Raw genomic sequence first — 19,054 nt, 5'->3', positions numbered from 1 at the left:
CCTTATACTTTAGATTTTCAGAAAGAATGTAAGCGTTCCCTTTTTAATACATGGAAGTAGGTAAGAAATTGTTAGCCAACCATCATTTCTGGAGCAAATATTACCTGGTTACAGTCCAACTTATTTTCAAAAAATTTTAAATAGTTACCTTTAATTATACGCTAGTTAATCCTTTTTTTAAAGCCAGAATTTACCCAAAAAGAAAGCCTTACCCTGTAAAAAACTAGGATAAGGCATTGATATGCTTATTATTTAAAAAATATTACTTTCTTAATTTCCCTCGTATTTAAAATGCAGGAATTGCTGTTTCATCATATTTTTCTTCTAAAAATTTACGAACTTCTGGACTAGTCATTGCCTCTGCTAACTTTTGAATAGGTTCCCAATCCGCATTATCTTTACGAGCAACTAACGTAATCGCAAAGTCATTTTCTACACCTTCTGTTAACAATGCATCACTTTTCGGTGTTAATCCAAGTGGAGATGCATAAGCTGGTGTCATCACGACTAAATCAGCATCATCATACATTCTTGCAAGCATTAATAAATCAACTTCTTCAAACTTATAGTTTTTCGGGTTTTCAATGATATCCGCTTTTGTATAATAAGGGCCTTCTTTCTCTTTTAACTTGATTACATTATGTTGAGCTAATAATGCCAAAGATCGATCTATATTGGAAACATCATTCGCAATCGCGATTACAGCACCTTCTGGTACATCATCCATAGAGTCATATTGTTTTGAATAAACTCCATAATTGGCAAAATAAATAGCTTTCACAGGCACTAGCTCTGCATCATTGCTGCGGTTGAATTCCTCCATGTAGGGAACATGTTGGAAGAAGTTTGCATCCACCTCACCTGCTGCAAGAGCAGTATTTGGTTGCACATTATCACTTAGCACAACCACATCAAGGTTAATACCTTCTTCTGCTAATGTTGGTTTTACAAGATCAAGGATTTCCGTCATTGGCGGAATTAAGGATGCAACCTTTAACGTAACTTCCTCTTGCTCTGTATTCTCCACTTTCTTTTTGTCTGTTTCGGTATTTTCTTTACCGCACGCAGCCAACATAAATATACCAATCATCATTAAAAATAATATCTTTTTCATTTCCTTATCTCCTATCCTTTACCTTTTATCAATCACTTTCGCTATAGCTGTTCCAGTAAATTGTATAGCCTGTACTAATATTACCATAATAATAATCATATAAATCATCAAGTCTGTTTTAAATTGTTGATATCCATAGCGGATAGCAAAATCTCCAATACCGCCGCCGCCGACAACTCCCATAATGGTTGAATAAGAAATAAAGCTAATAATCGATGTTGTCAGTCCTAATACGAGTCCAGAGCGAGCTTCGACATAAAGAAATTTAAAAATTACCTCCCTAACAGAAGCCCCCATCGAAATAGCTGCTTCTATGACACCCTTCGGCACCTCCAGTAACGATTGCTCTACTAAGCGAGAATAATGGGCAATAGCGATAATTGATAATGGAACAGTGGCAGCAGCTGTTCCAATAGCCGTTCCAATGATAATTCTTGTAAACGGAATAAGAAAGACAACTAATAATAAAAACGGAAACGAACGAATAATATTTACTAATAAATTCAACGTAGAAAAAACGATTGGGTTCTCTAGCATTTTTCCCTTTCTACTTAAGAAAAGCAATGTCCCAACTGGAAGTCCTATTATAATCGCTGCTAAAATAGACATGCCAACCATTATAAATGTCTGTCCGATTGATTGCCAAATTTCCATTCTATATTGAACTAATATCTCAGGCATGGTCAAATTCACCATCCTTTTTTAGCTGTTCTACCAATCTTTTTGAGGTATTATTTATTTGTTGAATTCCTTTTGGTTCAATAGCAACAGTTTCATAAATTTCTCCATCCTCGATAACCGTCACGCGATTACATATACTTTTAATTACTTCCATCTCATGACTGACGATGACAATAGTTACACCTAATCGCTTATTTACATCCTCTAGTACATGTAAGATTTCCGCAGACGTTTTCGGATCAAGGGAAGAGGTTGGTTCATCACATAATAATACTTGCGGGTTATTTGCAATCGCCCTTGCAATCGCCACACGCTGCTTTTGACCACCGCTTAATTGGGCAGGATATTTCTCCATATAACTTTCCAGTCCAACAAATTGGAGACACTCTATTACACGATTTCTTCTGTCTTTTCTTGGATAATTAGCTAATTCTAAAGACACTAAGACATTATCGTAAACTGTCTTATTCGCGACAAGATTGAAATGCTGAAATATCATCCCAATCGATTGGCGAGCTTGGCGAAGTTCCTTATAGCTAAGACTGGTCAACTTTCGCCCATCTACTTCTACTTCTCCCGTCTCCGGGACCTCTAATAAATTCATTAGACGAAGCAACGTCGATTTACCAGCACCACTCGCCCCAATAATTCCAAAGACTTCCCCTTTATGTATCGCTAAAGAAATAGACTTAATGACCTCATCATACGCAAAACGCTTACTGACATTACGCAATTGAATCATAACAAAAACCCCCTTTACCATTTGAAGGGTACTCACAACTTTTTCATTATAGCGAAATATTGAGGCGATGTCATTTTGAATGCCCAATGTGGGAAGCAGGGTGACGGTTCTTTTGGGGTCATTTAGATGGTCTACAGTAGAATCGTCACTCTGCAGTCTTTATGAGTTTATAAGATTTATACCCAAATAAAGAGCCATCGCCCAAATGATCATTGCAGATAGTTGGTTAACGCGTTTTATCAGCTTCCCTTGGTGGCCGATTTGTCCGAGTCTTCTTCCTACTATCACCAAAAGACAAAACCAAATCCATGAGACACTTATACAAGCAACAGCAAAGATAATTTTATCTTCTCCTGTATAGGCTAGAGAGCTTGTACCAATGACCCCGATTGTATCAAGTATCGCATGTGGATTTAATAGAGAAACAGATGCAGCAAAAGCTATTTGGCGAAGGGGGGAAAAGGGTACTTGCTCCTGCCTATTCCCTTCCTTGTCTGCACTTTTCCACATAGCCCATCCCATATAAACTAAGAAAAAGAAGCCAACAACAAATAGCATCGCTTTAACCCACTCAAAGGTAAACACTAATACAGAAACGCCTGCAACAGACAAATAAATAAGTAAACTGTCACAAATGCTAGCTGTAATAATAGCAGGTAATGCACCAATGAATCTTGTATGTGTCGCCCCTTGATTAAACAAAAATATATTTTGAACACCTAAAGGTAGTATTAACCCAAATGCTAATATCATTCCATGTAATAATGGTTCCATTCTTCTTCCCCCTCTGCTTTATTCAGCATAGCGGAGAATCGTTTTCTTGTCTCCATCCAATTGGATGGTCACCAACCCAACCATTTTGGTAAAATAAGAGAAAACAAAGAAGAGGAGCACACTTTTATGGCAGAAATAGAATGGAAGCCACAAAAGAATTCTACTGTCTCGTTGCATCAACAAATAACTGCATATATGAAAACAAAAATACAGCATGGTGAATGGACAATCGGTATGAAACTTCCTTCTCAACGCAACTTAGCCAAACAATTTCAAGTGAATCGAAGCACCATTGTAGCAGTACTTGAAGAATTGGCTGCAGATGGCTTAATGGAAGCGAAAGTGGGAAGTGGTACAAAGATAATAAATAATACATGGGGTCTACTTGCAGCCACACCTCCTCCTGATTGGATCAGTTATGTTAAATCAGGAATTCACCAACCGAATATTTCCATCATCCAAGAAATTAATAAAGCGGAAGCAAATCCCCATATGATTAGGCTAGGTACGGGGGAACTTTCCCCAGAACTGCTACCTAAAGGACGGATGGAAGAAACTTTTCAATTTAATGAGAAGCAAAGCTTATCTCTTGGCTACACGGAACCAAAGGGAAGCTTTGCTTTGCGCCAAACAGTCAGTGCCTATTTAAGCAAGAAAGGAATCATTGCTTCATCTGAATCGATTTTAATTGTTTCTGGCGGACTGCAGGCACTGCAATTGCTATCTATTGGGCTATTAAAAAGAGGCTCTACAATCTTTCATGAAACACCATCTTATTTAAATTCCATCCATGTATTCCAATCGGCTGGGATGCATTTACTTGGCCTACCACTTGATGAAGAAGGGGTAACATTTGATACTATCGGACGACTAAAGAAGCAACATAAAGCGGGGTTACTTTATACGATACCTAATTTTCATAATCCAACAGGTATTGTAATGTCTGAAAGAAGACGGAAAGATTTAATAGCAGTTAGCCAAATGGAAAAAATCCCTATCATTGAGGATGATGTATACGGAGATTTATGGTTAGACATCCCACCACCTAAGCCTCTAAAAGCTCATGATTTCCAAGGAAATGTTCTCTATATTGGGAGCATGTCCAAATCATTAAGCCCAGGACTTCGAATCGGATGGATAGTAGGTCCGGAGGCAGTGATTGGTCATTTGGCTGATATTAAAATGCAAACAGATTATGGTTCCAGTACCTTATCTCAATTTGCTGTAGAAAAATGGCTGAGCAAAGGTTGGTATGAGGAATTTTTAATTAATATAAGAGACGAGCTTAGACATAGAAGAGATTTTACAAATGAACTATTAAAGAAATATTTTTCTGATATCGCCACATGGACATTGCCGAAAGGTGGGTTTTATATATGGCTAAAATTAAAGCTAAGCATCTCTTCACAAAGGCTATTTTCTCTAGCCCTTAAAGACGGAATTCTTATCAATCCAGGAATCGTATACGATAAAACAGATGACCAGCATCTACGATTATCCTATTCCTACGCCTCATTCGATGAGTTGGAGAGAGGATTGATAGCCTTAGCACAAATTATCAAAAGGGAAGCACGGAGACGGTTCTACTGAGGGCATTTAATAGTCCTTAGTAGAACCGTCCCTCCGCAGTCTTCAAAAATTCTCGCAAATATTCGGTATTGGTTATGTTCTTATTGCATTCATTGCTATCTGTGCAAATTAGATTGCCAATGGCTTTGTAATAATCTGCATTTTTGGGCCTTTTTTCTTTTGTCACAGTTGAAAAATAGGCTACTTCTCCAAAGCAGTTACAGAAGGAACAAATATTTTTTTTACTCGTCGGTGTCATTTTTCCTTCCGTCCCAACTAATGTTCCTTCTAGATCATAAATAATAACTTTTTTATTAGATTTCAAATCATTCCAACTTAAAAAAGTTAATTTATTGTGATCTATCGTTGATAAATCAGGTAACCTTAATTTTTTTTGCTTGGGAAATAATTTTTTGAGCTGCTGCTCTGTAATTTTGGGAAATGGTAGTAAACAAGCAGTTAACTGTTCGATATATCGCTCATACTCTTCCTTTGTATTCCATTTTGTAATATCTAACAACTCTTGCTGTTCAAGTGATGCTTGAGGAAAGAGATCCAAAATTTTTGCATTTGCTAAATCTATTACTGCGGTTAGCACCGTCTTTGGCAAGTTTTTATTGGAACTATCCTTAATGATTGCAATCTGTTTTTCAATAAAATTCAGCTGTTCATTTTTTATAAATTGTTCTGTCATATGCATTCTCTCCTATCATTGGTTGCGCCCCTCTTACTATTTTAATAAAGTTCCTACCTTTCTAAAATGGAAAAGATGACTTAGAAACAATCTCTACATAAAAAAGCACTGATGAACCTCATCAGTGCTATCCCTCATTCTTATTTGAATACACGATTTTCTTAATCGTTTCTGTTGAAAGATGATGCTCCTTCGCCAAAGCATAAATCGTGCTTCCCTTTGCAAAGGCTGCTTTTATTGCATGATTCCTGCGATCCAGCATTTTTCTGCCGCCACTAGATGTTCCCCACTTCTTATAGGCGTTTTCTTGCTTAGGTATATATAAAGTCTCACCTTGAACATATTTTTGAATTTCGGCAATAAGTTTTTCAGGTAAAACATTGTTTGCATTCGTATATTTCAATTTGCCCGCTCCCTTATTTTTAATTTTGTCTAAAATAAGGTGCAAAGCCAAAATATTAGAAATCTTTGTTAGCGATAAATTTAATCGTTTCGCCCCATGCAAAGTATCGCCTTTCTAATAATAGGCTTTGCATGAGTGGAAGTAGTATCAGACAATCGTATGTGATTCTCCAACTGTAAGCACCCCCTTTTATCATTATTATAGCTAATTTTATCGAGTGTTTAAACCAAATATCAAAGAACTGCTTGTGCTAGTAATGTATAAGATTGCAGTTTTTCTTCAAAATCATAAATATTTGTTATAATCATAAATTCATCCGTTTGATAGTTTTCACTTAATCGGACAAGCTCTTCTTTTACTTTTTCTGGCGTTCCAATTATTGCTCGTTTTCGGTTTTTCCTTACGATTTCTCTGTCTTCTTCTGAAAGGTCTGCCCTTTTTGCCTCTTCTTTCGAGAGAATAAAGGTATCTTCTCCTTTTTCCACTGCTAACAGCCAAAGATCTTGGCTCATTGCCATTTCTTCTGCTTCTTCTTGTGTAGGTGCACATACAACAAAAACACATATATTTGCTTTTGGATTAGCAAGAGTGCCAGATGGCTGGAAGTTCTCCCGATAATGCTTCATCGCAATGCTTCCGCTAATTGGATTGATAAAATGTCCATATGTAAAAGCAGTTCCTTTTTCCGCGGCTAATCTGGCTCCTCGCTGTGAGACACCTAACATCCATATTTCCGGTTGTGTTTCAATGGAGGGATATGCTCGAACTTCAAGACCAAGCGGGGTATTTGCTAAATAATTTTGAAGTTCCGTTACTTGTCGTGGGAACTCATTCAAGCTTTTCCTCATCCCATCTGTAAGGGCTAATCGAGTGGGAGTAGATCCGCCTGGTGAACGCCCAATGCCTAAATCGATTCGGTTAGGATATAACGCTTCTAACACCTTAAAATCTTCCGCTATTTTAAATGGACTGTACTGGGGAAGCAAAACACCACCAGAACCGACACGTATCCTGTTTGTTTGAGAGGCAATACTCGATATAAGTACCGCTGGAGAAGTCCCCGCGATTCCATTTGAATTATGATGCTCAGCAACCCAAAACCGAGTGTATCCTAATTCCTCTGTTCTTTTTGCCAAATAAATCGTATTTTGAAGAGCATTCGCTGCATGCAAATTTTTACTAATAACAGACTGATCAAGTACACTCAACTTCATTTGAATCCCCTTCTTTCCTCACATTTTAGAAAGATTACCATAGCTCTTTTGCAATAAGCTGATAGGATTTTTTTCGGCTTTCATAACTATTAGTAATAGTAATAATCATCATTTCATCTGCATTATACGCTGATTGTAAGTCAACCAATTGCTCTTTAACCTCTTTTGGATTCCCTATAATCATCTTTTTTCGCATTTCTTTTATTCTATCTTTTTCATCGCTAGTAAAAGAATAGTTTCTTGCTTCTTCTATTGTTGGAATTCCTTTAGTTTTTTCGCCTGTATCTATTTTAATTTTCGATAGAAACCAACTTAAAGCAAGTTCCTCTGCTTGTTCGGTTGTTTCCGCACAAATAACTGATACAGTTACGATAGCTTCGGGCTTTTGAATACCTCCGCTTTTTCGAAATGCATTTCTATATGTATTTACAATCTCCATTCCATCTTTTTCGCTCATAAAGTGTCCAAATGCGTAGGCTGTCCCATAATTTGCAGCTTGGATAGCACTTTTTTCGCTCGTCCCTAGAATCCAAGGGACAGGGGGAACAATGGGAAGAGGATGTGCAGTTATTTTGGAAAACATCTGATCAGATGGATAATTATTATATAAAAAATGTAGAAGGTCTTTAATGGATTCCGGCATATTCCGGACATTTTCTAAAAAATTCCCAGAAAGAGCAATCGAAGCTTCAGCAGATCCGCCTGGTGCTCGACCTATTCCTAGATCAATTCGATTTGGAAATAAGGTTGCCAGCACATTAAACGTTTCGGCCACTTTATAAGGCTTATAATGTGGTAATAATATAGCTCCAGCTCCAATTCTTATCTTTTCTGTATTAGCTCCTATGTATCCTAGTACGACTTCTGGAGCAGAGCTAGCAAGACCTGGGAAATCATGATGCTCTGCAATCCAGTATCTTGTGTAACCGAGTTTTTCTCCAAATTGTGCAAGTTTCATCGATTCCAGAAGTGCCTCTTGCGCCGTTTTTCCAGATAAAACTGGAGCTTGGTCTAAAATACTTAACTTCATCTGACAGACCTCCCTGTTGTATAAATAAGCAAAAAACAGATCATAAAAACGATTAACAGCGATCTGTTTGTCTATTATATTTGTAAATTCATTCCACTTCTTTCAATTCTAAAAAGAATTCACTTATACTATTTTCATCTGAGAAATCGGTATAAGAAGTAGAATACTGATTGATTTTCCCTCTAAAATTCAATTGCTTATTTGGGATACTTACATCAAAAACATTTTCATATAAAAACTTCGTCACTACATGGTATTCTTCCCCACCACTTACTTCAAATTCAAAACTAACGAGCATTAAATACTTCTCGGTCTTATTACTTTTCATCTTTTTCTCTTTATAATTGGAAACAGTTAATTCAAAATCATTTAAGACAACTTTATTTACCATGTTACTCACTCCTTATTTAGAAGTGGAAGCAGAGGGACGTTTCTTATAAGATCCGTTTAATTGACCTCAGTAGAACCGTCCCTCTGCTTCCCTATTTTCACCGTTACTTCTGTTCCTTTTCCTACTTCACTTTGGACTTGGATTTCGCCTTTGTGTAAATCAATTATTTTTTTGACAATCGAAAGACCGAGTCCATTTCCTCCAGCTTTTCGATTTCTTGATTTATCTGCTTTATAAAATCGTTCAAATATATGCATGAGTGATTCTTGTTCTATGCCGATTCCTGTGTCTTTTATTTTAACAGTGATGCTTCCATTATCCGATTTAAATGCCTCGACTGCTATAGTACCTTTTGTGGGCGTGAATTTTATACTATTATGCAGTAAATTAATCCATACTTGATCCAGCATAACTTCATCTGCAGTGACTTTTACGTCCTCAAGCGAGATATCCATATTGATTTCTTTTTCTGTCCATTGTGGCTCGTTAGCAAGAATAATACGACGAAGCTGGTGATCTAATCGGTATTCTCTTTGATCCAAAGGCAAGTGTTCCGATTCTAAAGAGGTAAGCTTTAATAGATTTTCACTTAATTTGGACAAGCGTGTACTTTCCATTTCAATAATATGTAAATAATGTTTTCGTTCTTCTGGACTTAAATCATCATTTTTCAAGGTATGGGCAAAACCACTAATAGACGTTAAGGGAGACTGGATTTCATGGGACACATTCGAGATAAATTCCTGACGCATTTCTTCCATTTCTCCTAATTTTTCTGCCATATCACTGATGCTTGATACGATTTGATAATAGGGATGATCATCATCTCCTTCACGAAACTGACTTTTATAATAAGAAAGATCAATCTTAAAATTTCCTTCTGCAATCATTTTTATTGCTTGAATGATTGGATGCAGGTGTTTCTCTTGTCTTGATTTTACCCATGGAATTCTTGTGATAATTGCTATACAACAACCAAAGAAGAAAAATCCAACGATCGAATTTATTAACTGTCTGATGAATTCACTAGGAGTTATTTGAATTGCATCATAAAGCCATGCAGTTAGCCAATAAGCTAGTGACCAGCATACTAGTAAAAATACAATGATTGAAAGGAAGCCTGCTGTTCGTTTCATAAATTGTGAGAACTTCACTATTTTCCCTCCAAACGATAACCGAGACCACGGATTGTTATTATCTTAAAGGGGCATTCTTCTTGAGAAAACCGCTGTCGCAAGCGTTTTATATGAACATCAACTGTGCGCTCATCTCCTTCATAATCAAAGCCCCATATGTCTTCAATCAATTGTTCTCTCGAGAAAGTTTTCTTTTGATGGGTTGCAAGTTTAAATAATAGTTCAAATTCCTTTAAAGGCAACGTAATTTCTTCGGCGCCAATAGAGACTTTATAAGAATCACGATCAATAGTGACATCTCCAATCACAATCCGATTGGAGAGAGTAATTTGATAGCGCTTAAGAAGCGCTTTTACCCTTGCTAGTAATTCGGCCGGAGCAAATGGCTTTACTAAGTAATCGTCCGCTCCGAGATCAAAGCCCTTTACCTTTTGGGTTGTTTCTCCTTTTGCAGTCAACATTAAAATTGGCATTGTATCCGTATAATTGGTTCGTACTTCTCGACAAAATGTCCATCCATCCATATTTGGCATCATAATATCGAGGATAATTAAATCCATTTTATCTTGCTCTAATAAAGTCATAGCAACTTCTCCATCTTCTGCCTCTACAATGGAAAGACCCTCCTTCGCCAGAATGATGCGGATTAATTCCCGAATATGTGGATCATCATCTACGATTAATATTTTTGCCATACACTTCATCCCTTTTAAAAAATAAGGAGAACCGCCAAATTAATGGCCGTTCCTATCCATTTGATTATTCTTTATTCTACCATTTCTTCTTACTAAAACTCATGCACGTCGCATATAAGCTCGTACTGTAATTGGCGCAAAAATTGCTACGATGACTGCTGCCCCAATTAGGGAGATCGTGAAATCCCATCCCATTGTGCCATTGTTCGTTAAATCTCTTACTGCTGTAACTAAATGCGAAATTGGATTAACTTTTACAAACCATTGAAGTATATTAGGCATTGTATCAGCTGGTACAAAGGCATTAGAAAGAAAGGTTAGCGGAAATAAAACAATCATTGAGATCCCTTGCACACTTGAAGCTGTGCGTGAAATAACACCCAAGAAAGCAAAGATCCAGCTAATTGCCCAAGAACAGACAATGACAAGAAGTCCTGCTAGGATCACAAAGCCTATACCACCTTCTGGTCGGTAGCCCATAACATATCCCATTGTAAATGTAAGAGTTGTTGCAATGGTATATCGAATCGTATCAGCTAATAATGCTCCAGCTAAAGGTGCGATCCGGGCAATCGGCAAGGACTTAAACCGATCAAAGACCCCTTTATCCATGTCCTCCCTGAGCTGTACTCCTGTCACAACAGAAGTGGTAATAACAGTTTGGACGAGAATGCCTGGAATAATAACAGGCAAATAGTTTTGCACATTTCCAGAAATAGCCCCGCCAAATATATACGTAAACATAAGAGTAAAAATAATCGGCTGCAATGTAACATCGAATAATTGTTCAGGTGTACGCTTTATCTTAAGCAAACCTCTGTAAGCCATTGTTAATGAATTTCTAACCGCTTGGCGAAAACTTGAGTTTCCACGAAGTTTCCGTTCATGAGCTGGTTTTATGATAGTGCTGCTCATACTAATTCCTCCACTTTACTAGATTTATTCGTAGTATCTGCGATATTTTCTTTTGAACCAGTGATAGATAGGAAAACCTCATCTAATGTTGGCTTCTGTACACTTAGCTCAGCTAATTGAATACCAGCCTCTTTTAAGGTAATTAGCAAATCTGTTACTTTATCAGCATCGGCCATAGGTGCTGTGATTTTTCCACCTTCTGCTGAAACAGCTGATTGGACGTTAAGCACACGCTCCACGATTAAGCGAGCATCCTGCATATACTGCTCGTTTTGTATACTTAAATGTAAGGATGATGTACCGATTGATTCCTTCAAATCATTTACGGTTCCTTCCGCAACTACTTTCCCATGATCGATAACCGCAACTCGGTCCGCTAGTTCATCTGCCTCTTGAAGATATTGTGTCGTTAGTAGTACTGTCGAGCCCCCATTAATTAACTTTCGGATTGTATCCCACATTTGGTTGCGGGTTCGCGGATCTAGCCCAGTTGTTGGTTCATCTAAAAAGATAAGCGGTGGTTGGGCAATGAGACTGGCAGCTAAATCAAGCCTTCTGCGCATTCCGCCAGAGAAATTCTTCAATGGACGTTTTGCCGCTTCTATTAAACCAAACTCTTCTAGTAAATCCATTGCTTTACGCTTCGCTTCAGCTCGCCCTAAGCCTAATAGACGAGAAAAAATAATTAGGTTCTCCGTAGCACTTAATGACTCATCAACAGAAGCGTACTGACCTGTAACACCAATTAATTGGCGAACAAGCTGCGGTTCCTTTACTATATCGTAACCAAAGATTTTTGCTGAACCAGCATCTGCCTTCAGTAATGTTGCAAGCATTCTAATCGTGGTCGTTTTCCCAGCTCCATTTGGGCCAAGCACACCATAAATCGAACCAGCGCGAACATTCAAATCCACCCCATCAACCGCCCGATTATCACCAAATACCTTCATCAAACCACGAGCCTCCACAGCCCATTCACTACTATCTATAATCTTTTTATTATTTATAATTTGACACTAGTGTTGCATAAATGTTGTTAGAATATTCAGTTTAAATATGTCCCCTGTTAAGAGCCAAAAAAGTAAATACCCAACTAAAGGTGGATCCATCCATTTGGAAATTTTTTACAATTAGACTTAAGAGACGACGACAATTTGTTTATTAAGGAATGGTTTTTCCTTCAATCTTTCGAAGCCAAATATGTGCTGGTTTCCACAAAGCTGCCCGTAAATATCGGCTAATTTGTAGGGTTTTTCGTTTACTTTTTGTCTCGATTTGTGCGAGAACATGCAGGCAAAAAACAATAAGTGCGATAAACACTTGATTCTGAATTGCCCATTCGCTTTGGCCGTAAAACTTTTTGATATGGAGATGTTGTTTAATCCATTTGAAAAATAACTCAATCGCCCAGCGTGATTTATACATCTTTGAGATTTCTTCAGCACTTAAATCAAAACGATTTGTGATTAAATGAAGCTCATTTCCTTTTGAATCAATCACTTTTAGAAGACGAAAGTAATTTTCGGCACGGTTTTGCGTCGTACCAATCAACACCATTTGATCCGACAAAACAGATGTATTCTCGGGTAGTTTAAAATCGTAAACCTCCCGTATGACTGCGTTTTTTCGCAGCCTAGAAAGGAAAAAGTAGCCGTCATCTGTCATCCGATCAAAGCGTTCGTAGTCTAAGTAACCACGGTCAAACACATACATACATTCCTTGTCATCAACCATTACTTCAAGCTGACCGCGGTCATGTTCTTTGGCCGTTGTCATAATGGCCTTTTCGGGATAGGATATACCTTTTTCCATAAACACAAGGCGTAAGTGCAATTTAACACCCGCTTTTGTTTTGCGGAATTTTGCCCATTTATGATTAGTCAAATTGAGAGGCAATGTGCTTGAATCAATGATTTTTAATGGCATCACAAGTTTCGTGTTGTGCGTTTTGGCATGAATTTGTGAAACTAAATCAAGGAAAAGCTTTTGGAATAAGTCTGGATTCATGCCATTTAAACGGCGTGAGAGTTGGGAAATACTGATAGAATCAAGATCAATGCCCTTTTGCAGTTGATCATCGAAAAGACAATCGCTCAGCGCATGCAGACTTTCGACTTCTTCTAGCTGCGCAAAAAGTAATAATTTTAGAAATGACTCTGTCGTTAGTTTTTTCGTATAGAAATCTAATTTCAACGTTTTCACGTTTTCTTCAAATAATTGAAGATTTATTGGTGAAAACCATTGTCCAAATGAAGTTTTTCGTGTAATCTTGTCCATGAGATTGGTCCTTTTTTAGTGGATTTGGACGGGTTACCACCTGACTTATCCATTATAAAGGACTTTTTCTATGCATAAAATAATAAAAGTGAACATTTCGAGTATTTTTAATAATGAAATTAAATTAATGCAACACTAGTGATAATTTGATTCAAAGTAAATCCTCCTCTTCATCTGATGAAGCGATAATAAAACACAAATATGAACTCCATATGAACGAGGGAAGCAGAGAGACGGTTCTTAGGGGGACTTTTTTTGGGGGAAATGAATAACAGCAATGGTCCGCTACTATGACTTCGATAGAAAAACAAAAGATGACTAGGTTACAGATTCTGTTATAAAAGGAAAATCGGTTATCCAAAAGTCATGCAGATGTTTTATCTGCGAAACATTGTGATAACCGCTTAGCAAAAGATATTCGGGCATTATTCAGCAGGAAATTAAACGGTTTGATTATAAAATGAAGGTAACTGATGTGGAGCAAAGAGAAAACCAACTTATTACAGACTATACTATCCTAAATGCTGAGACGAAAGGGGAGAGTTAAACATTGAACAAATGCTAGAATATCAAATTCATAGTAGAGAGACAAAACAAATCGGTGATAGCCATCTACCTTTCCAATCCATTTTCCCCATTGAAAATGTAGATGCATTTGATACGAAGTAAGGCAGAGGTACGGTTCTTCTGAGGACTTTTAAGGGAAACAGTAGAACCGTCCCCTTGATTCTCACTTTATATTTTTTTCACAAATTCTGATTTTAATTTCATTGCACCAAAACCAACAATTTTACAGTCAATATCGTGGTCACCATCAACTAAGCGAATATTTTTCACCTTTGTTCCTTGCTTTAGAACCGAAGAGCTACCTTTTACTTTTAAATCCTTGATAACAGTAACCGTATCTCCATCATTCAAAACATTTCCATTTGCATCTTTAATAACTCTGCTGTCTCCGTCTATTTCGGTTTCAGTACTAAACGTCCACTCATGTCCACATTCTGGACAAACCAAAAACGTCCCATCATCTTATGTATATTCTGATTCGCATTTTGGACAATTAGGCAAATTGCTCATTCTTATTACTCCTCCACAAATTGAATTGGTATTAAGGATACTATTATAACAAAAAGGGATCCTCAGAGGGACCTTACCTCTACTTAATGTTAATGGGTTGATGATGAAGCTGCAGCTGCTTCATCTGCTTTCACACAATCAATTGCGATGACGAGGGCAATAACAATCGTCTCTAACTCTTCATTTAAAATTTGTACCTTATAACTATCTCCCCAAGTGAACCACTCTTTATTTACTTTACCGATGACTTTCCCATTTTGTAATACTTGAAAATCCATATCCCACCAGTTACCAAGTACCTCCATACCTGCTGCCTCAATATTATATCGTGCTTTAAAAAAGGAAAACTCTTTCTTAATAGTCAGGACTTCTTGACCATTTATTTCAACAAAAAACTTTGGTAAAAAGCTTAATACCTTTTTCGTAATAAGCGCAATTTCATTTTTGTTTTCATCCCTAATAGAGAAGGTCTTAGGAATTTTCATAAAACTTCCCTCTACATAATAAACATCCTTCTCCTGCTGATCCTTAACTGTAAATTTACCACTTAAACTAAACACCTTTTGCTTTATATAAAGTTGTTTCATTTTATACCTCCTGATATAGCAGTTTGCTAAATTGGTTTGCCTTATTTCATATAATAATCAATTGTTATAACATGGAAATCAACTTAAAATCACTATTTAGAATGGAGACCGTTTGTATAAATGGTCATTTCATTCCTATATTCAACACTTTATGACGTAATACCTCCCATAGTGAAAAAAGGTATGTAAACGAAGATGTTTACATACCTTTTCCTTCCACTTTTAAATCAAAGTCATTTAAAACAGGATAGCTTATGTCGCCTGTTTTGGTCTTTAAGAAAGCGAACTTTGAACAGACGTTTCTCGATGCTGGATATGACTTGCAATCCATGCAATGATCCCAGCTATTGCAAGATAAGTCACCAAAATAAATAATTGGGTTTGAAGCTCATGCCAATTAAAGTACAAATAATGGAACACTTGCTACTTCCAGCTTAAACACACTTAAAACAATAATATCTACGATAATCGCTTGAACAAATCCAATCGTATAAACCAATCCTAGTTTGTTAACTAAATGATGGGTTCCATTTACAATCTGCTCTTTTCGTTTTCCAAGAGGAAGAATATTGGATGCCATTATCCCCACCTACAAAAAAGGCAAGTGACAAGAAGTAAGGTGCGATACCCGATCCGTAGTTTGGCACAGTGGAAACATTTTGCTGTTCGAGTACTACTGGTTCAGAAAACATATCCGTCCATTAGCTTATCTGTGCCTTCCTTAAGCGGCTTTGTCCCATTCGCAGCTTTGTTATTTAACTAACATTTCAGCCGTATGTGTTATTTCATTTGTTGTTTCATGAAGTTGATTTACAATTAAGTTACTATTTTTAATTTCCTTAAATATTACTTCTGTTTTATATTTTGAATGTTTGACAGCATAAACAATTTGATTGAAGAACTCAATTGTTTCTTCTGTTATTTTTTGATTTTTCACGATATCCTCGTTAAAGGTAGTGACAGACCCATTTACCTTTTTGACCTGTTGAGAAATTTCTTTAACAAAAGAAGCAATTTCTTCCGTAGATTGTTTTGTCATATTCGATAATTTTCTTATTTCACCTGCTACTACTGCAAACCCCTTGCCATGTTCACCAGCGCGTGCCGATTCAATCGATGCATTTAGTGCTAAAAGATTAATTTGATTAGCAATGGAAGCAACAACGTCTACTACATGATCAATTTTTTGACTAACTCGGCTCATTTGACTAATCTCATCCTGCAGAACAACAATCTGATTTTTGATCGCTGTGGCAGATTCCTTTTCTTGTCCCATTCTATTTTTTCCCTCTTCAGACAAGTCCTCTACCTTTTGAATAGCCTGGTTCCCACCATTGGCTAACATTTGAATTTTATCAAATTGGCTAATCAGACCTTGTAAGGAAGAACTCGTTTCTTGTGTGATAGCAGATAATTCATGGGCAGTTTCCCTCAACTTTTCTTGTATTTTCTCTTTTTCTTTTTCTTTTACTAGACGATTGGATTCTTCCTTTATTTCATACGCTTCTAATACTAATTGTTGCTCTAAACTAAAGATTTTTTGAAGGGAGCGAACAGCCTCATACAATTCATTTTTATTTTGGATTTCTCGATAAAAAACTTCTACAATCGCATTCAATAAATGTTGGAAAGCGTTCACATACCATTTCGTTCCTAACCCTATTTTGACATGAACATGCGCAATTCTTTTTCTCTGTATAACATATGATTCATTCACTTTCCCAGAAAATATTTCTGTAATATGGTGATACAATGTTTTTCCAAGTTTTTCAACATCGCTATAGGTATTAATGATCGTAATTAAAGTAGGTTCTTTCATGACAGTCTCATAAAAGGAATTCACTAAATTTTGCGCTTCGCTTTCTACTATTGGTTTTAAAACGAACAATCGTTTAACATCCATTTCTGTTAAGCCTATCATTTCAATTTGAGTTAGCAATTCCTTTGGCAAATTAAAATCTACCACTACGTTATCTAAAGATGAAAATAACAATTCAGCCTTTTTCTTTCCTAATAACGGCATTACGAGTCTCTCCCTGCTGTTAATAAATGTATATAATGTAACTATTATACCATTTACCAATATAGGCAAAAAGACTCAATTATAGGTATTAACTCCTGAAAAATAAAAGCAGTTACTTTCTATTATTCATTAAAAATGAAACAATGGAAGAACTGCTTTTCGTGTAATTTCCTGCTTCCTCTATACTCCTATTGCCATTGCTGACGCCATTTTTCTACCTTATCGTTAATTTCTTTTGCTGCTCGATCTCTTTCCGACTCCTTTTCTTCCTTTATAGCTTGGAAGTGCTTATTTCGCAAATCGTGCTGTGAATGAGCTAATTTCAAAACTTGTTTTTCTACATCATCGGTAATCACTTTCTCATCATGCAAGAAATACGCTGCATCTTTAATTCGATTCCATTCTGCATCGGAAACCCTATATAGAGGATTATAAATCTCATTCATCCTCTCCATCGCCGCAGTCATTTGCTGTAACGTCACCCCTTGTGTCCAAACAAGCTCCCCAATCGTAGGCTGCCATTTTTTTGTAATTTGCACTTCCAAATCAGCTGGATCGTTCACTGTCACATACTCCCCACCACCAGAATCGGCCACTTGTTTTAATTGCTTTTGGCCTTCGTTATCTACGTCAAATCCAATGATATTTACTTTAGCCTTAATACTTTGATTTTGTAGTTGTTTAGCAGCAGTAACAGGGTCTCCATCACATGTTTCCACTCCATCACTCACCATATAAACCAAATTTTCGTACTCATCTGCAGAATAGGACGCCAATATTCTCTGAGCATCATTTATAGCCCCAGCTAACGGTGTCCAGCCACTTGCCTGAAAAGAATTTAATGAGTTTGTGAAATTTTTAGGTTGATAGGCAGATAGCGGATATATCGATTCCACGGCCGAACAAGATTTTTTCTTGTCTGAATCAGCCGATGAGCCAACATGTCCATAAGAAATCAACGCAACATTCGCATCACTTGGAATTTGCTCCATAAACTTCGCAATTGCTGCTTTTGCAAGCTCCATTTTTGTTTTTCCTTCTATTTCCCCATTCATACTGCCACTTGCATCCATTAACACCAAAACGTTCATTTTCTTTTGTTGTGTGGTTACTTCATCCTCACCACTCGGCAATTCAGGCATCACAAACCCATGCTCGTATGTAACTAATTGCTCATAATAGTTTTTATAATTTCCTGACCCTAGCGTATAAACAAGGTAATCATACACTTGCTCACTGCTTAGATTTTTATGTTTCATAAAATAATTCTCAAGCTCTTTCTCGGCAATCGGATTAAATGTGTCTTCTAGAAAATCTCGGTACTGCTGACTGTCCCAGCCTTCCAGTGTTTCTAACTGCTGATCCATATGTGTTTCAACTAATACTCCTGCTTGCTGATCAACCATTTCTTCTACCGTTTTGGCAGCAGGCGGGATTTTTTCTTCCACAGCTTCCTCCGTTGTCGTTGTTTTAGTAGTTTTTAGCTTCTCCGGTTGCACTTGATCCTTTGCACAAGCTGAGATTATCACTAAAGACAAAATACAAACTAAAATTGCCCCTCTTTGTAAAGCTTTCATCTAATACCCTCCTTCTAGAAAAATCCATTATTTTCTATACGTCCTATGGAGATATTAGTTTCTAAGGCTTAGGGCACAATTTACAGCAGAATCGTTAGGTGCATATTCCTATTAATTAAAGTACTGACAAATAAAAAAGATGACCTCTACAGAAA

At 37.0% G+C, this 19,054-nt stretch carries 18 protein-coding genes and 2 pseudogenes; 1 reads left to right on the top strand and 19 read right to left on the bottom strand.

The window, feature by feature from the left end:
- Window positions 1–286: 286 nt before the first annotated feature.
- From NST60_RS11690 to NST60_RS11675, 4 genes are all read right to left on the bottom strand, one after another.
- A complete protein-coding gene (locus tag NST60_RS11690; RefSeq protein ID WP_101728952.1) occupies window positions 287–1,114 on the bottom strand; it encodes a MetQ/NlpA family ABC transporter substrate-binding protein in 828 nt (275 codons plus the stop codon).
- Window positions 1,115–1,132: 18 nt separating this feature from the next.
- A complete protein-coding gene (locus tag NST60_RS11685) occupies window positions 1,133–1,795 on the bottom strand; it encodes a methionine ABC transporter permease (RefSeq protein ID WP_016201560.1) in 663 nt (220 codons plus the stop codon).
- On the bottom strand, window positions 1,788–2,537 hold the full coding sequence (locus tag NST60_RS11680; protein ID WP_341098817.1) for a methionine ABC transporter ATP-binding protein: 750 nt from the start codon (window positions 2,535–2,537) through the stop codon (window positions 1,788–1,790). Before NST60_RS11680 ends, NST60_RS11685 begins: the two co-directional genes overlap by 8 nt.
- Before the next feature lie 159 nt (window positions 2,538–2,696).
- A complete protein-coding gene (locus NST60_RS11675) occupies window positions 2,697–3,311 on the bottom strand; it encodes a LysE/ArgO family amino acid transporter (protein WP_341098816.1) in 615 nt (204 codons plus the stop codon).
- Window positions 3,312–3,437: 126 nt separating this feature from the next.
- Between NST60_RS11675 and NST60_RS11670 the strand changes: the two genes are divergently transcribed.
- Window positions 3,438–4,901 (top strand): aminotransferase-like domain-containing protein, encoded by a 1,464-nt coding sequence (locus tag NST60_RS11670; RefSeq protein WP_169189482.1) that lies wholly within the window; start codon window positions 3,438–3,440, stop codon window positions 4,899–4,901.
- 16 nt (window positions 4,902–4,917) lie between these two features.
- Here NST60_RS11670 and NST60_RS11665 read toward each other — a convergent pair whose 3' ends face one another.
- The 15 genes and pseudogenes from NST60_RS11665 to NST60_RS11595 form a co-directional block, all read right to left on the bottom strand.
- Entirely contained in the window at window positions 4,918–5,574 is a 657-nt protein-coding gene (locus tag NST60_RS11665) for a FusB/FusC family EF-G-binding protein (protein WP_101728957.1), read from the bottom strand.
- A 127-nt stretch (window positions 5,575–5,701) separates the two neighbouring features.
- Window positions 5,702–5,977, bottom strand: a complete 276-nt coding sequence (locus tag NST60_RS11660; protein ID WP_169189483.1) for a CD3324 family protein — start codon at window positions 5,975–5,977, stop codon at window positions 5,702–5,704.
- Between the two features lie 233 nt (window positions 5,978–6,210).
- The gene (locus NST60_RS11655) at window positions 6,211–7,191 is read right to left on the bottom strand and encodes an LLM class flavin-dependent oxidoreductase (protein ID WP_341098815.1); all 981 of its coding nucleotides are present in this window, start codon (window positions 7,189–7,191) and stop codon (window positions 6,211–6,213) included.
- A gap of 34 nt (window positions 7,192–7,225) precedes the next feature.
- On the bottom strand, window positions 7,226–8,221 hold the full coding sequence (locus NST60_RS11650; protein ID WP_169189485.1) for an LLM class flavin-dependent oxidoreductase: 996 nt from the start codon (window positions 8,219–8,221) through the stop codon (window positions 7,226–7,228).
- An 88-nt stretch (window positions 8,222–8,309) separates the two neighbouring features.
- Complete coding sequence (locus tag NST60_RS11645) at window positions 8,310–8,612, bottom strand: DUF3219 family protein (protein WP_169189486.1); 303 nt, start codon at window positions 8,610–8,612, stop codon at window positions 8,310–8,312.
- 56 nt (window positions 8,613–8,668) lie between these two features.
- On the bottom strand, window positions 8,669–9,748 hold the full coding sequence (locus NST60_RS11640; protein ID WP_341099836.1) for a sensor histidine kinase: 1,080 nt from the start codon (window positions 9,746–9,748) through the stop codon (window positions 8,669–8,671).
- Window positions 9,749–9,765: 17 nt separating this feature from the next.
- Entirely contained in the window at window positions 9,766–10,443 is a 678-nt protein-coding gene (locus NST60_RS11635) for a response regulator transcription factor (protein ID WP_169189487.1), read from the bottom strand.
- Window positions 10,444–10,542: 99 nt separating this feature from the next.
- A complete protein-coding gene (locus tag NST60_RS11630) occupies window positions 10,543–11,358 on the bottom strand; it encodes an ABC transporter permease (protein WP_016201549.1) in 816 nt (271 codons plus the stop codon).
- The gene (locus NST60_RS11625) at window positions 11,355–12,308 is read right to left on the bottom strand and encodes an ATP-binding cassette domain-containing protein (RefSeq protein ID WP_341099834.1); all 954 of its coding nucleotides are present in this window, start codon (window positions 12,306–12,308) and stop codon (window positions 11,355–11,357) included. Before NST60_RS11625 ends, NST60_RS11630 begins: the two co-directional genes overlap by 4 nt.
- A 211-nt stretch (window positions 12,309–12,519) precedes the next feature.
- The gene (locus tag NST60_RS11620; RefSeq protein ID WP_100525938.1) at window positions 12,520–13,635 is read right to left on the bottom strand and encodes an IS4 family transposase; all 1,116 of its coding nucleotides are present in this window, start codon (window positions 13,633–13,635) and stop codon (window positions 12,520–12,522) included.
- 735 nt (window positions 13,636–14,370) lie between these two features.
- Window positions 14,371–14,712, bottom strand: a pseudogene (locus NST60_RS11615) (zinc ribbon domain-containing protein YjdM).
- A gap of 89 nt (window positions 14,713–14,801) precedes the next feature.
- Window positions 14,802–15,314, bottom strand: a complete 513-nt coding sequence (locus NST60_RS11610) for an LURP-one-related/scramblase family protein (RefSeq protein ID WP_268870224.1) — start codon at window positions 15,312–15,314, stop codon at window positions 14,802–14,804.
- Window positions 15,315–15,572: 258 nt separating this feature from the next.
- Window positions 15,573–15,991, bottom strand: a pseudogene (locus NST60_RS11605) (YhgE/Pip domain-containing protein); the annotation flags it as partial.
- Between the two features lie 59 nt (window positions 15,992–16,050).
- Entirely contained in the window at window positions 16,051–17,322 is a 1,272-nt protein-coding gene (locus tag NST60_RS11600; protein ID WP_169189491.1) for a globin-coupled sensor protein, read from the bottom strand.
- Between the two features lie 188 nt (window positions 17,323–17,510).
- Window positions 17,511–18,899 carry a vWA domain-containing protein gene (locus NST60_RS11595; RefSeq protein ID WP_169189492.1) on the bottom strand — a complete coding sequence of 463 codons (1,389 nt, stop codon included), beginning with the start codon at window positions 18,897–18,899 and terminating at the stop codon, window positions 17,511–17,513.
- Window positions 18,900–19,054: the final 155 nt, after the last annotated feature.

This window comes from Niallia sp. FSL W8-1348 (genome assembly GCF_038006745.1).
Taxonomy (GTDB): domain Bacteria; phylum Bacillota; class Bacilli; order Bacillales; family Cytobacillaceae; genus Niallia; species Niallia alba.
The sequence above is the reverse complement of the archived record's forward strand: the minus strand, read 5'-3'. Positions and strand labels throughout refer to the sequence as shown.